Origin of the sequence: Sphingomonas insulae (assembly GCF_010450875.1) — a bacterium.
Taxonomy (GTDB): Bacteria; Pseudomonadota; Alphaproteobacteria; order Sphingomonadales; family Sphingomonadaceae; genus Sphingomonas; species Sphingomonas insulae.
Genome location: NZ_CP048422.1, coordinates 2,724,529 through 2,739,078 on the forward strand (window position 1 = coordinate 2,724,529; position 14,550 = coordinate 2,739,078).

9 protein-coding genes and 1 pseudogene are annotated in these 14,550 nt (G+C 69.8%); 1 reads left to right on the forward strand and 9 read right to left on the reverse strand.

Going from position 1 to position 14,550, the window contains the following annotated elements:
- Positions 1-153: 153 nt before the first annotated feature.
- From trxA to GTH33_RS14650, 9 genes and pseudogenes are all read right to left on the reverse strand, one after another.
- A complete protein-coding gene (trxA, locus tag GTH33_RS14610) occupies positions 154-477 on the reverse strand; it encodes a thioredoxin TrxA (protein ID WP_163959019.1) in 324 nt (107 codons plus the stop codon).
- 59 nt (positions 478-536) lie between these two features.
- Positions 537-3,958 (reverse strand): annotated as a pseudogene (gene addA / locus GTH33_RS14615) (double-strand break repair helicase AddA).
- A complete protein-coding gene (addB, locus tag GTH33_RS14620) occupies positions 3,945-6,911 on the reverse strand; it encodes a double-strand break repair protein AddB (protein ID WP_163959020.1) in 2,967 nt (988 codons plus the stop codon). Before addB ends, addA begins: the two are co-directional and overlap by 14 nt.
- Positions 6,904-7,659: a nucleotidyltransferase family protein gene (locus tag GTH33_RS14625; protein WP_163959021.1), complete on the reverse strand. Its 756-nt coding sequence runs from the start codon at positions 7,657-7,659 to the stop codon at positions 6,904-6,906. Before GTH33_RS14625 ends, addB begins: the two co-directional genes overlap by 8 nt.
- Positions 7,656-8,621: an aminoglycoside phosphotransferase family protein gene (locus GTH33_RS14630; RefSeq protein WP_166753115.1), complete on the reverse strand. Its 966-nt coding sequence runs from the start codon at positions 8,619-8,621 to the stop codon at positions 7,656-7,658. The genes GTH33_RS14625 and GTH33_RS14630 overlap by 4 nt, the downstream gene beginning before the upstream one ends.
- Entirely contained in the window at positions 8,618-9,070 is a 453-nt protein-coding gene (gene tsaE / locus GTH33_RS14635) for a tRNA (adenosine(37)-N6)-threonylcarbamoyltransferase complex ATPase subunit type 1 TsaE (protein ID WP_163959023.1), read from the reverse strand. The genes GTH33_RS14630 and tsaE overlap by 4 nt, the downstream gene beginning before the upstream one ends.
- A gap of 178 nt (positions 9,071-9,248) precedes the next feature.
- A complete protein-coding gene (locus GTH33_RS14640; protein ID WP_163959024.1) occupies positions 9,249-11,600 on the reverse strand; it encodes a sensor histidine kinase in 2,352 nt (783 codons plus the stop codon).
- A gap of 186 nt (positions 11,601-11,786) precedes the next feature.
- Entirely contained in the window at positions 11,787-13,223 is a 1,437-nt protein-coding gene (ahcY, locus tag GTH33_RS14645) for an adenosylhomocysteinase (RefSeq protein ID WP_163959025.1), read from the reverse strand.
- A gap of 86 nt (positions 13,224-13,309) precedes the next feature.
- Entirely contained in the window at positions 13,310-13,870 is a 561-nt protein-coding gene (locus GTH33_RS14650) for a YqgE/AlgH family protein (protein ID WP_163959026.1), read from the reverse strand.
- 121 nt (positions 13,871-13,991) lie between these two features.
- On the opposite strand from GTH33_RS14650, the gene GTH33_RS14655 reads away from it, so the two are divergent.
- On the forward strand, positions 13,992-14,471 hold the full coding sequence (locus GTH33_RS14655) for a peroxiredoxin (protein ID WP_163959027.1): 480 nt from the start codon (positions 13,992-13,994) through the stop codon (positions 14,469-14,471).
- Positions 14,472-14,550: the final 79 nt, after the last annotated feature.

Genomic DNA, 14,550 nt, shown 5'->3' on the forward strand with positions numbered 1-14,550 from the left:
GATCGGATCGGCCTTCATGATCGAGGGGTTCACCAAATTCGTCGATTGGCAACTACCCGTATCCTGCCAGCCTTCCGGCAAGGACGTCTTCCTGCCCGCACGGACACGATCGACAGCGCCACCTCCGCGCCGTCGATCGTGTCGCGCGTGCCATCAGGCGAGCGCGCCCTCCAGCCAGGCCTTCAACCGGCCCTTGGGCTCGGCACCGACCTTGGTCGCGGCGGGGGCGCCGCCCTTGAACAGGATCATCGTCGGGATGCCGCGTACGCCGTAACGGCCGGGCGCATCCGGATTTTCATCGATGTTCAGCTTGGCGATCGTCACCTGCCCGCCCAGTTCCTCGGACAGCTCTTCCAGGCTGGGGCCGATCATCTTGCACGGGCCGCACCATTCCGCCCAGAAATCGACCAGCACGGGGCCATCGGCGTTGAGCACGTCGGTGTCGAAGCTGGCGTCGGTGATTGCCTTGGTAGCCATGATATTCTCCTTTGCAGCCCATCTAGGATGGCGCGGACCCCGGCTCAACCGTCGGCGCCCTAGCTTTGCTCCCGCGCGCGAAAGCGCGGCTTGTGCCGGTCGAGCGTTGCGGGATCGAGCGGATAGAGCGTGGGCCCGCCGGTGTAGAGCAGCGCCGCCTCGATCCGACGTTCCGGAAAGATCGTCGCCAGCGCAGCGGCATAGGCCGCCATCTGGTCGAGGTGATAGGACGGGATGTCCGCCGCGCTCGCCGGTGCGCGGCGACCGGTCTTGAAATCCACGATCCGGACGTGATCGTCGGCGATGCGCAGGCGATCGACCGTCCCCGACACGACCATGCCGTTGGGCAGCGTCGCCGCGATCGGTGCCTCGGCCAGGCTGTCGGCCGCGAATACGTCGGCCAGCCGCGGATCGTCGAGGATCGCGAGCACGCTCGCGACGATGTCGGCCCGCACCGCCGCATCGCCGATGCCGCCCGCCGCGGCCAGCCAGCGGTCGGCGCTGGCCGCCCGATCCTGCCGCGCCACCGGAGGCAGACGTTCGAACAGCGCATGGATCAGCCGCCCGCGCTCCGCCGCAGCGCGCATCGCCGGTCCGGGGGCGGATCGCTGACCTCGTCCTCGCCCAGCTGCGACGGCGCCAGCGGCCGCGACGGACGCGATTCGACGGGGGCATCGCGCCGCGCCCATTCGGGTAGCGCGACGGCGGCATCGACTGCCGGCCGGGCCGCGGCACGCGCCTTGACCGGTGGCTGCGCGACACGCCCGGTAAAGGTGCGCACCCCTTCCCCCTCGACACCCAGATCGGTGAGCGCCCGCGCGGCGGCGGCGTACCAGCTGGCGACCGGCGGCTCGCCCTTCGCCCGCGGTCCCAGCGCCCCGCCGATCACCAGCCGTTCCTCGGCACGCGTGGCGGCGACGTAGAACAGCCGCCAATGCTCCTCCAGCTCCCGCCGCTCGATCGCCGCGATCGCCTCGTCCAGCGGTCCGCCCCGCTCCGCCGAACGCGGGCGAAAGATCGGGATCGGCTGCGCGGCCGGCTCCGGCGACCAGCGCACCAGCGCGCGCGGCGCCGCGGTCGGATCGACGGTCGCGTCGGCCAGGATAACCAGCGGCGCCTGCAATCCCTTCGCGCCATGCGCGGTCATCACCCGCACCGCATCCATCGGCGCGGACGGATCGCGCACGATCTCGACATCGCCGCGGTCGAACCAGTCGAGGAAGCGTTGCAGCGACGGCGTCGAACTCGTCTCGAACGACAAAGCGGCGTTGAGCAGTTCCTCGATCGGATCGCGCGCCTCCGCCCCCAGCCGCCGCAACAGCTTGCGCCGCCCGTCCAGCGGCCCCGACAACAGCTCCTCCAGGAACTGGTACGGCGTCGCGATGTCGGCGCGCAGCAGCATCGTCCGCAGCGGCGCCAGTCGTTCGTCCGGCTGCGTCTGCGTCAGATGGCGCCACAGGCTGCCGTGATCGCGTGGGCCGGCCAGCATCAATTCGTCCTGCGTCCAGCCGATCAGCGGCGACACCAGCAACGATGCCAGCGACAGGTCGTCCTCCGGCTGCAACACGAACCGCACCGCCGCGAGCAGGTCCTGCACCGCCAGCGGCGCATTCAGCCGCAACCGGTCGACACCGGCGACCGGTACGCCCTCGGCATACAGGCGCGCGACGATCAGCGACGCAAGGTCGCCCCGGCGCTTCACCAGGATCATGACGTCCTCGGGCCGCAGCGCACGCCCCTTGCTTTCCAGCATCAGCCCGCCGTCGATCCACTCGCGCACCGCCCGCGCGACGCGCACTGCCTGTTCGCGCACGGTGTCGTCGATCCACGCTTCCTCGTCCTCGTCGCTGCCGCCGGCGACGACGGGTGGCCACAGTTCGACGGTGCCGGGACCGGGCACTTCGCTGGCATGATCCTGCACCTCGCCGATCGCACCTAGCCCCGGATCGCCCGCCGCGGCGACCGCCGCATCGACGAATTCCAGGATCGGCCGGGTCGAGCGGAAGCTGTGGGTCAACGACAGCCGCTGGAACGGCAGGCCCCGCTCGGTATCGGGCCAATCGTCATTGCCCTCGACCTCGCCCGCACGGGTCGCGAAATGCCCCTCCGCCCAGCGGAAGTTGATCGGATCGGTGCCCTGGAATCCGAAGATCGCCTGTTTGAAATCGCCGACGGTGAACAGCGTCCGGGTCGATGGCGCATGCACGCCGCGCCCGACGAAGAATTCGCCCGCCAGCGCGGTGACGATCCGCCATTGGTTGAGGTTGGTATCCTGCGCCTCGTCGATCAGGACGTGCTCGGTGCCCTGGTCCAGCTTGTAGCGCACCCATTCGCCGATGCCGGGCTGCTCCAGCAGCCGCACGGTCACGCCGATCAGATCGTCGAAATCGACCGCGCCGGATCGCCGCTTCGCCGCGGCATAGGAGCGCGCATAGTCTCGCCCGACCTCCAGCGCATCCGCCAGCAGGTCGGCATAGGCCGCACGCTGGGTCAGCGAGAGCAGGTCGAGGCAATGCTCGCCGAGCGCACCCGCCAGTTCCGCATAGTCCGGTTCCAGGTCGACCAGCTTCTTCGACGCCTTGCGCGGTTCGTTCTTGCCGGTCAGCACGACGCCGGCAAGCTCGGCGAGCGTCGATGCGCGATCCGCCGGTGCCGCGGCGAGCCATCGGTCCAGCGTCTCGGCATGGCCCATGCCGGTCGCCGTCGCCCATGCCTTGTTGGCCGCGGCCAGCCGTTCCACCAGCCCCTCGTCGATACAATCGCACCCCGACGCCAGCGCCTCGCCGATATCGCCCTGCGGCAGGTCGAGCGCACGCCGCAGCCACGGGCCGATACCACTCGGCAGCGCATCCAGCGCCGCCAGCGACCGGGCGCACGCGAGCAGAAAGCCCTCCGCCCCGCCCTCGCCCATGCGCAGCGACAACGCGCCGATCGTGTCGATCGGCCGGTTGCGGCCGTCACGCTCCGCATCGACCAACAGCGTGGCCAGCGTCTCGCGCGCCAGCACCGCTTCCTCGCGCGCCTCCAGCGGCCGAAAACCGGGGGTAAGCCCCGCCTCGACCGGAAATGCGGCGAGCAGGCTCTGGCAGAATCCATGGATGGTCTGGATGCGCAGGCCGCCACCCGGTGCATCGAGGACGCCTGCGAACAATGTCCGTGCCCGCGCCTGCAATTCGGGCGTCGCCCGTTCGCCCAGCGCCTCGAGATCGGCGGCAAGCTGCGGCCCGGGCATCCGCACCCATGCCGCCAGACGGTTGTTGATGCGCTGCGCCATCTCGGCCGCGCCCGCCTTGGTGAACGTCAGGCACAGGATCGCCCCCGGCTGCGTCCCGCCCAGCAACAGGCGGAACACCCGCGCCGCCAGCACCTGCGTCTTGCCGGTTCCGGCCGATGCCGACAGCCAGACGTGCGCCTGCGGATCGCTGGCAGCGGCCTGCGCACCCTTCAGCCGCGGCAGGGTGGCGAGTTCAGTCCCGGCCATACCATTCGTCCCTGCGCATCAACTGGTCGTATTCGGCATAGGGCGCATATTCCGGCACCAGCTTGGCGGTGAACGGCGCGTCCCCGGTCAGCCACGCTGCGGCAGCGGCGCGAAACTGCTCCATCGCGATCCCGACGAACTGGTCGGTGACGATCTTGTCGCGCTTGCCCTCGGCATCGACCGGACTCTCGATATAGCCGAACTGGTCGCGCTTCTTGCCCAGCGACCAATATTCGAAACCGCCGGCGCGCCCCGCCACTTCGGCGAACCCGCCGCGTTCGGCGATCGCGCCGAGCAATCCGAGTTGCAGGCTGTAGCCCGCGCGCACCGCGGCGGACGACGGCGGCTTGCCGGTCTTGTAGTCGACGATCGCCAGCGTGCCGTCCGCCAGCCGGTCGACGCGGTCGTACCGGCCCGACAGCGTGACGCCATCGACCGCGATCCGCCCCTGCCCCTCTGCCGAAGCGACCTTGCGGCCCGCCGCGTCCTGTTCGGCCACGGTGCGCGCGATCCAGTCGACCGCCTCGACCAGGCGCGGCCGCCACAGCGCGCGCATCATCGGGTGGGTGCGTTCGTCCTCCAGCATCGCATGGGCACGATCCATCAACCGGTCCGGCGCGCAGCCGTCCAGCTTCCACCATTGTTCCAGGATGTCGTGCACGGCCGTACCCCGCCACGCTGCGCTGGGATCGGCATCGACCGGGTCCAGCGGCATCAGCCCGAGCACGCGGCGGGCGTAGAAGGCATAGGGGTCCGCCTTCAACCGATCGATCTCGGTCACCGAAATCACCCTGGGCCGCAGCGCCGGCGATGGCAGCGGCGCCGGTCGCGCCGCCGGCGCATGCTCGCCCGGATCGTCGAGCGCCTGCGCCCACCCCTCCAGATCGCGGGCACGCACGAACCGGTCGCCCGCCATCGCCTGCAGCCGTAGCCACAGCCGCGATGCGAGCGCCGGCGATGCGGCATCACGGCGCGCCCGGGTCACGATCGCGCGCGGTGCGCCCAGCGCCTGCCCGAATTCGTGCGCCGCCACGCCGACCGCCCGGTCCAGCCCCGGCAGCCCCAGCGTCGCGCGGATGCGCGGCGCCAGCCACGGATCGGGCGCCGGCCGCCCCGGCCAGACGCCTTCGTTCAACCCGCCCAGCACCATCAGGTCGGCGGTCTGCAACCGCGCTTCCAACAGGCCATAGATGGCGATGCGGGGATGGCCGACCCCCGACCCCGGCCGCACCGCCACCTCGTCCATCAAACCCCGCAGCAACGGGGCGAGGCCGTCCGGCGCGATCCGCGGCGGTCCGACCCCCGCTTCCCGCTCCAGCGCATCCAGGAATTCCGCCGCGGCCCGCCCCGCCGGCCCCGACCACAGGTCATCGCCGCACAGCGCCTGCGCCGTCTCGCGCAGCACCGCCAATAGCATCGGCAACGGCTGCGCGCCCCGTTCGCACGTGAGCTCGATCGGCTTCAGCAGCCCCGCCGCCTCGGCGAACCACGCCGCTGCCCGATCGCGCCTGTTCGACACCAGATGCGCGGTGATGCCGCCCAGCCCGGCGGCCGGCCGGGGTCCGCGCAAGCCGCGGTCGACACCGCGCGTCCCGTCCAGCCATGCGCCGCGGATCGCCCGGTCGCCCGGTACGTTGCGCACCAGCGGATGCTTCAGCAGCGCCAGCAGCGCCATCGGCGCGAACCGCTGTGCCGCCGCCTCCGCCAGCGCGAGCAGCAGTGTTCCCGGCGGCAGGATCGACAGCGGCCGGCCCGCGGTATCGTTGGCATCGATGTTCCAGCGCTTCAGGTGCACCGCCACCCGCCGCGCCAGGGCGCGATCCGGCGTCACCAGCGCCGCGGTCTGCCCCTCCTGCTCCAGCGCCCCCCTGAGCGCCAAGGCGATCGTCTGCGCCTCTTCCGCCGGGGTCGCGAGTTCGGCTGCGACGACGCCGGTCAATCGCCGGTCTTCGGCCTTCAGCTCGGTCCACTTGCCGGTGAACGCCGCCGGCGCCAGCGCATTGGCGATCGCGCGGCTGCGCACGGCACCGGCATCAGGCCCCGCGGTGCCCGGCCAGTTCGCCACCTCGCCCCGCCCGACGCTCATCCGGTCGAGCATCAGCTTCAGGTGGAATTGCGGATGTGTCTCGATCGATCGGCGTGCATAGCCGGTTTCGGGATCGGGCTTGTGCGGGCCGAGCGCATCCCACTCGTCCTGCGGCATCGCAAGGTCGAGTCCGGCAAACACCGTCATGCCCTGCGGCGCCTCCGCCACGCAGCGCAGCAGCCGCGCCACCGCCGGCGCCGGATCGGTGATCCCCGCCGCGCAGACGAACCCTGCGGGCGGCACCGCGCGCCAGCGCCGCTCCAGCCGGTCGAGCAGCATGCGCCGCCGCGTCGCCGCATCGATCCGCCCCAGCGCGGCCAGTTCCACCGGCCAGCGTTCCAGCACGATCGAAAACGTCGACAGGGCGCGCTGCCAATGTTCGGTCAGTTCGGGGGCAAGATCGATGTCGCGCAGCGCCTCCGGCGGCACCTCCTCCACCAGCAACTGGTCCAGCGTGTGGCACAATTCCCCCGCCAGCCGTACCGCCTCCGCCGTATCGATCGCGGCACCGGCGCGCGCGCGCTCCTCGAACACCAGCCGCGCCAGGATCATCCTGCGCTGCATCGGGTCGATGGCGGGCGGCGGCGGGGCCGGATCGTCGACCGGATCGAGCGCGGCGCCGACCGCCTCGCCAAGGTCGGGGCTGCCCAGCGTCACCAGCCGCGGCAGCAGCAACCCGCCGCCGCTCGCCCGGACGAATCCTGCGGTCACCGCGCGCGCGGCGCGGTTGTTGGGCAACAGCACCAGCCCACGGGCCAGCGCCATCGCATCCCCCGCCGTCCGCCGCATCAATCCGGCCACCAGCGTGTCGGCGAACGCCTTGTGAGAGGGTATCGTAAAAAGCTGCGGCTTGCGCGCCTCAGCCATTGGCGATCACCGCCTCCGTCTTCGGAATCGCGGCGGGGGTGCCGACGTCGAACCACAGGCCCTGATGCACCTGCGCATAGGCGCGCCCCGCCTCGATCGCGCGGTTCCAGAACAGGTTGGTGGAAAACGGCCCCTCCGGCCAATCGCGGATCAGCCGCGGATGGATGATCTGGATGCCGGTGTAGACGAACGGCGCGGTGGCGCCTTCCTTGCGCCGGCCGATGATGCGGCCATCGGGCGCGACGCGGAAATCGCCCTGCCCGCGATGATTGTTGGCACGCGCATAGGGCACCACCAGCAGCAACGCGTCCATGGTCGCATCGTCCCAGCGATGACTGAGCAACTTAAGCGCGTCGACCGGCCCGTCGATCCACAGATTGTCGCTGTTGATGACCAGCACCGGCGCATCGCCCAGCAGGTCGCGCGCCTGGACCAGCCCGCCGCCGGTTTCCATCAGCTGGCGGCGTTCGTCGCTGATGACCACGTCGATCCCGTCGAACCGGTTGGTGACATGCGCCTCCAGCGTATCGGCCAGATAGTGGACGTTGACGACCGCGCGCGTGACGCCCGCGCTCGCCAGCCGGTCGAAGACATGGTCGATCAGCGGCTTGCCGGCGACTTCGACCAGCGGTTTCGGCCGGGTGGCGGTCAGCGGCCGCATCCGCTTGCCGAGCCCGGCGGCCATCACCATCGCCGTCTCCGGTACCCGCCCGCCCGGATCGGGGCGCAGCGTGCGCTGCCGGCTCATGCGCCCAGCACCGCGGGGTCGCCGCGCAATTCCGGCGGTATGTTGTCATCGAACCAGCGCGCCACCGGGCCAAGCACCGGCTGCGATAGGTCGCGTTCCAGATAGGCCCATACCCGCGGGCACAGCGTCGGATAGCGCGGCTTGCCGTCGCGCTTCCACAACCGGGTGAAGATGCCGATGATCTTCGCGTTTCGCTGCGCGCCGAGCACGTGATAGGCCGCCATGAATGCGTCGTCGGCGCCGGTCGCCGCGCGATAGCGGCGCAACATCGCCTCCTCGACGCTCGGATCGACGTCGCGCCGCGCATCCTGCAACAGCGAGACGAGATCGTAGGCGGGATGGCCGGCCAGCGCATCCTGGAAATCGAGCAGGCCCAGCGACTGCTCCGCGCCGACCAGCATCAGGTTCTCGGCGTGATAGTCGCGCAACACTGTCACCGGCCGATCCGTCAGCCCATGGTCGAACACCGCATCCCAGGCGGCGCGATAACCCTCGATGTCGACGTCCAGCCCCACCGCCGGGCAATACCATTCGACCAGCAGCCCCGCCTCGCGATGCAGCACCGCCCGGTCGTACGGCGCCAGTCCCTCCGCCGGATGTGCGCGCAGGTCGACCAGCAGGTCGATCGCCGCGGCGTACAGCGGCAGCGCAGCCGGCTCGTCCATATCCGCCGCCTCGCGCAGCCGGGCGTCGCCGAAATCCTCCAGCAGCACCAGTCCCTGGTCCAGATCCGCGGCATGGATCGCGGGCGCCGCAAAGCCGCGCCCGCGCAGCCATTGCGCGATGGCGATGAACGGCCGCGGGTCTTCGTGCGGCGGCGGCGCATCCATCAGGATCGCGCTGCGCCCTTCACCCGTCACCCGGAAATAGCGGCGGAACGAGGCATCGCCGGCAACGGGGGTGATCGCACCCGTCCAGCCGTGCTGCGCTAGGAAGGCGGGGGCGCCGGCGGGCGGGATCATGTCGGCCATCGCCGCCTCCAACCCGTCGGCACGTCCGCTGTCAAGATTCGTCCGCCGTCCGGTGCCGGAGAGAGGGTGAGCGCCAGCGCGTGCGGCCAATACCCCGGCGCCCGCTCCGGCCATTCGACCAGCAGCAGCGCATCGGACATGGCCTCGTCCAGTCCCAGTTCCGCCATCTCGGCAGGGTCGTCGATCCGATACAAATCGACGTGCAGCACCGGCATCCGCACGTCGGGCGGGTCATAGGGCTGGACGATCGCGAAACTGGGACTGGGCGCCTCCCCCGCAAGCCCCAACGCCGCGAGCAGTCCCCGCGCGATGCTGGTCTTGCCCATGCCGAGGTCGCCGCTCAGCGCGATGACGTCGCCCGGCTGCACCAGCAGCGCCAGCGATGCCCCGAACGCCTCGGTCGCAGCGGCATCGGCCAGGTTCACCACGGGGGCGATCATATGCCCCGCACCCTCGACGCCATCCCGCAAACGTCGGGCCAGGCGCGCACCAGCCCGGCTCCCGTTCCCCGGCGACGGCCGGCGGACGGTTGCAGCGCCGATGGCCGGTCGTCGCGCGTCGTCACATGCCTTCTCCCAACCCGACCCCGGCCTCCGCCAGCGGACAAACGCGTTCTCGTCACCGACGCGGCAATTCCACCGTCACCAATGTCCCCTCGCCGGGCTCGGACACCAGATCGATCCGCCCGCCATGCGCCTCGACGAACTGTTTGGCGAGCGGCAGGCCGAGGCCGAGCGCACGTTCGCCGGTCGGCTGCATCCCCGGTTCGCCAAACCGGTCGAACGCCCTCGCCACGCTCTCCGCGTCCATCCCGAAGCCATCGTCGGACACGATGATCCGGGCGCCCGTCGCGTTGCCATCGGCGTGCAACAGGATGCGCCCGCCCTCCGGCGTCGACGCTACGGCATGGCGCAACAGATGCTCGACCACTTCCTTCAACCGCTTGGGATCGCCGCTCACCCGGCCCGTCGACCGCGCGAGTTCGACCGCGAAATCGAGCTTGCGCCGCTTTGCCGCCGGCATGATCGTCTCCGCCGCGGTCCGCGCCACCGCGGCCAGGTCGACGTCGGCGCGCTCGATCTCGGCATCGTCGCCGCCCTGCGTCAGGTCGAGGACGTCGTCGATCAACAGGCCCAGCCGCTCGACCGATTGCAGGATCGCCTCGACATAGCTGCCGGCATCCGTGCTCAAGGCGCCCGCATAGCCCGCGTGCAGCATTTCGGCGAACCCGCTGATCGAGGTCAGCGGCGTGCGCAGTTCGTAGCTCATATTGGCGACGAACTGCGTCTTCACCCGGTCCGCCGCCTCCAGCGCGTTGGCACGGTCGCGCAAGGCCTGTTCGGCGCGCCGGCTGTCGGTGATGTCGAGCATTGTCAGCAACGCATTGCCGTCGGGCAGCGGGACCGCGGCGAATTCGAAATGCCGCCCGTCGGCAAAGGCGACGCGGCCGCCGCGCTGTTGCCGCTCCGCGGTCGCCGATCGCACCAGTTCGGGGATCAGCGCGGCGCGATTGGGGGTCGCCAGCTTCGAAGCCGCCGCCTCGGCGAAGGCATCGACGCGGGGATGGGCCGCGAGGAATTCCTCCTCGAACCCCCACACCGACCGCAGCCGGTTGTTCCACAATTGCAACTTGCCGTCGGCGGCGAACACCGCCAGCGCCTCGAACAGATTGTCGAAGGTCGCGGTGCGCACCCGCAGCAGCGTGTCGCGCGCGCTCGCCAGCTGGACCTGCTCGGTCCGATCCTCGAAGATCGCCAGCAGGCCGCCGTCCGGCAGCGGCTGCGCGACGACGCGCAGGTGGGTGCCGCCGGGCAGGTGCCAGTTTTCCTCGATCGCCGTGTCGCCGGGGACGAACCACGCGCGCCGCTCCGCCTTCCAGCTCGGAAAATCGCGCACCTCGGGCAGGCGGCTGGCCTCGCGCATCCGTTCCAGCACGCGGTCGAACTCGGGGCGATCGGCGAGCCATTCGGCGCGCATCGCGAACATGCGGCGAAACGGCTGGTTGCAAAAGACGAGGCCGCGATCCGGCCCGAACTGCGCGACGCCGGCCGACAGCCGATCGAGCATCGCGCGCTGCGCCTCGGCGAAGCGCTTGGCGCCCGCCCGCGACTGTTCCAGATCCTCGATGTCGACCGCGAAGCTCGCCACGCCGCCGGTCGGCAGCGGCACGTCGTGCACCTCCAGCGAGCGTCGCTCTCCCTCGATCGTCGCGGGCAGCACCTCGCGCTGCGGCTGGCCCATCGCGCGCGCCGCCTGCGCGCCGGCACGCGGACCACCGCGGCCCGATCCCTCGACCAGTTCCAGCTGCCGTGTCACGACGTCGGCGGCATCCACCCCCTCGACAGCCCTTACATAGGCGGTGTTGACCATCGCCAGCCGCAGGTCCGATCCGCGATACCACATCGGCAACGGTGCCGCCTCGATCAGGCCGGTCAGCGCATCGAACGCGATCGACAGCTGCCCGACCTCGTCGCGCAGGCGCGTGATCTCCGATTCGCTATCGGTCGCATCCAGCGTCCAGACCACCACCGCACCGGTCGCGCCCAATTCGCCGGGCGCCCGGCTGCCGCGCACCGTGATCGCCCGCCCAGATCCTTGCGGGTGCAACGCGCGTTCGAAGCCGCGGCCGGCGCGCTGCGCTGCCTTGATGTCGTTTGCCAGCGCCTGCGCCTCGACCGGGTGCAGCCCCGCATCGGCCGCCGCCAGGTCCTGCAGAAACCGCGGCGCCATGCTCAGCCCGAACCAGTCGACCAGCCGGGGCGGCATCTCGACCCGGCCGTCGGCGCGTACCAGCATCGCCATCGCCGGCGATACGCTGCGCAGCGCCTCCGCCTCGCGACTGCGATCCAGCACCGCCACCGCCTCGCCATGCAGGCGCCAGCCGACGAACAGCGCATAGCCGGCCCCGCCGAGCAGCAGCGCGATAATCGCGCCGCATACGACTGCCGCCATCACTGAAAGCTGGATCAACGCTTGCCCCTCGTCATGCCTCCGGACGGCATGCTCGAACCAAGCTGTAGAACGGAACAGGCCGCAGCGGCAATGTCGTTGATCCGGCCAGCGTCCTCCCCGCCACGGGACGAGGACGTCGGACGGAAAAAGGGCGGCACCCTGCGGCACCGCCCTCCCTTTTCTTACAAAACCGATCGCGTCCGATCAGTAGCGGTAGTGATCCGGCTTGAACGGTCCTTCGAGCGGCACGCCGATGTAGCCGGCCTGCTTCGCCGTCAGCTTCGACAGATGCACGCCCAGCTTTTCGAGGTGCAGCGCCGCGACCTTTTCATCGAGGTGCTTGGGCAGGACGTACACTTCGTTCTTGTACTTCTCGCCGGCCGTCCACAGCTCGATCTGTGCGAGCGTCTGGTTGGTGAACGAGGCCGACATCACGAACGACGGGTGGCCGGTCGCGCAGCCCAGGTTCACCAGGCGGCCCTTGGCCAGCACGATGATCTGCTTGCCGTCCGGGAATTCGACCAGGTCGGTGCCCGGCTTCACCTCGGTCCACTTGTAGTTCGACAGCGCGGCGATCTGGATCTCACTGTCGAAATGGCCGATATTGCAGACGATCGACATCGGCTTCATCGCCTTCATGTGATCGGCGGTGATGACGTCGGCGTTGCCGGTCGCGGTGCAGAAGATGTCGGCGCGGGTCACCGCCTCGTCCATCGTCACGACCTCGAACCCTTCCATCGCGGCCTGCAACGCGCAGATCGGATCGACTTCGGTCACCATCACGCGGGCGCCGCCGTTGCGCAGCGACTGCGCCGAACCCTTGCCGACGTCACCGAAGCCGGCGACGCAGGCGACCTTGCCGGCGAGCATCACGTCGGTGGCGCGACGGATCGCGTCGACCAGCGATTCCTTGCAGCCGTAGAGGTTGTCGAACTTCGACTTGGTGACGCTGTCGTTGACGTTGATCGCCGGGAAAGGCAGTTCGCCCTTCTTCGCAATCTCATACAGGCGGTGCACGCCGGTGGTCGTCTCTTCCGAAACGCCCTTCAGGTTCTTGACCGTCTCAGTCAGGTAACCCGGCTTCTTGGCGATGAACGCCTTCAGCGCACGCTGGAACTCGATCTCTTCTTCATTCTCCGGCTCGCCGAGCGTGTGGCCGGCTTCCAGCTTGGCGCCCCACAGCGCGAACATGGTGGCATCGCCGCCGTCGTCGAGGATGATGTTGGCGGTCTGGCCGTCGACATCCGCGTCCCAGGTGAAAATGTCGCCGACATAATCCCAGTAGTCGGCTAGGCTCTCGCCCTTCACCGCGAACACCGGCACACCGGTCGCGGCGATTGCGGCGGCGGCATGGTCCTGCGTCGAGAAGATGTTGCACGTTGCCCAGCGGACGTCGGCGCCCAATGCGGTCAGCGTCTCGATCAGCACCGCGGTCTGGATCGTCATGTGCAGCGAACCGGTGATGCGTGCGCCCTTCAGCGGCTGCGACGCACCGAACTCGCTGCGCAGCGCCATCAGGCCCGGCATTTCGGTCTCGGCGATGCGGATTTCGGCGCGACCGAAGTCGGCGAGCGCGATGTCCTTGATGACGTAATCGGTATGTTCGCCAGTTTTGGCATTTGGCGCGAGCGCAGTAGCCACGTGTCATGCTCCTGAAGAGAGATGGATGCCGCGCCCTTACCCGCCCTGCCGCGCCGGATCAAATATAAAGATATCTTTATATGTCGTCAGGCATTGCCCGTGGTCGGCGCGAGCAGGCGTGGATCGATCCCGGCGCTGCCGAACGCGCTCGCCCAGCGCGCCGCGGCGGGGTGATCGAACAGCAGGCCCGCATCGCCCTCGACATGGAACCATCCCGGCCGCGACAGCTCGCCGTCCAGCTGTCCCGCCCCCCATCCGGCATAGCCGAGCGCGACGAGCCACCGCGTCGGCCCGCTGCCCTCGGCGATGGCGCGCAGCACGTCGAGCGTGCTCGACAGCGACCAGCGTCCGGCGACGTCGATCGTGTCCTGCCCGCCCCAATCGCCGGAATGCACCACGAACCCGCGCCGTGGCTCCACCGGGCCGCCGAAATGCACCGGCGCGTCGGGGGCGACGCCATGCGGTATCTCGAACTGGTCGAGCAGGTCGTGCAGGCCCAGTCCGTCGATCGTCGCCCCCACGCCGATCCCCAGCGCGCCGTCCTCGTCATGGGCGCACATCGCGATCACCGCATGATCGAAGCGGGGATCGATCATGCCCGGCATCGCGAGCAGGAACTGGCCGGAAAGGTAGACTGGCGTTTGCATCGCCGACGAACATAAGCGCGTCGCGGCCGTGCGCCATGCTTGAAATTGGTCCCATTCCGCCCGACCTGTGGGGCGCACCGCCGTCCGGCGGCCCTGCCCCCCTTTTGCGGAGATACATGCGATGACGATCACCGTCGGCGACAAACTGCCCAGCGCCACCCTCGTCAAGGTCACGCCCGACGGCCCGGACCAGGTCGCCACCGATTCGTTCTTCGCCGGCCGCACCGTCGCGCTGTTCGCCGTTCCCGGCGCCTTCACCCCGACCTGTTCGGCCAAGCATCTGCCCGGCTTCGTGGAAAAGCGCGAAGAGCTGAACGCGAAGGGCGTCGACGAGATCGCCTGCACCTCGGTCAACGACGCCTTCGTCATGGCCGCCTGGGGCAAGTCCTCCGATGCCGACGGCATCACCATGCTGGCGGACGGCAACGGCGATTTCGCCGAGGCGATCGGCCTGACCATGGACGGCAGCAAGTTCGGCATGGGCAAGCGCAGCCAGCGCTACACGATGCTGGTCGAGGACGGCGTCGTGAAGCAGCTCCACGTCGAAGAGCCGGGCGAGTTCAAGGTCAGCAGCGCCGAATACCTTCTCGGCGAGCTGTAACCCGTTCCCATCGCCCGCGCACGGTCGATGCATGCCTTCTCCCCTCCCTGGAAGGGAGGGGCTGGGGGTGGGTGGGCCC

Bases quoted from the DNA above. Each gene is read 5' to 3' on its own strand.
- trxA (WP_163959019.1), bottom strand. From the start codon at position 477: ATGGCTACCAAGGCAATCACCGACGCCAGCTTCGACACCGACGTGCTC.
- addB (WP_163959020.1), bottom strand. From the start codon at position 6,911: ATGGCTGAGGCGCGCAAGCCGCAGCTTTTTACGATACCCTCTCACAAG.
- GTH33_RS14625 (WP_163959021.1), bottom strand. From the start codon at position 7,659: ATGAGCCGGCAGCGCACGCTGCGCCCCGATCCGGGCGGGCGGGTACCG.
- GTH33_RS14630 (WP_166753115.1), bottom strand. From the start codon at position 8,621: ATGATCCCGCCCGCCGGCGCCCCCGCCTTCCTAGCGCAGCACGGCTGG.
- tsaE (WP_163959023.1), bottom strand. From the start codon at position 9,070: ATGATCGCCCCCGTGGTGAACCTGGCCGATGCCGCTGCGACCGAGGCG.
- GTH33_RS14650 (WP_163959026.1), bottom strand. From the start codon at position 13,870: ATGCAAACGCCAGTCTACCTTTCCGGCCAGTTCCTGCTCGCGATGCCG.
- GTH33_RS14655 (WP_163959027.1), top strand. From the start codon at position 13,992: ATGACGATCACCGTCGGCGACAAACTGCCCAGCGCCACCCTCGTCAAG.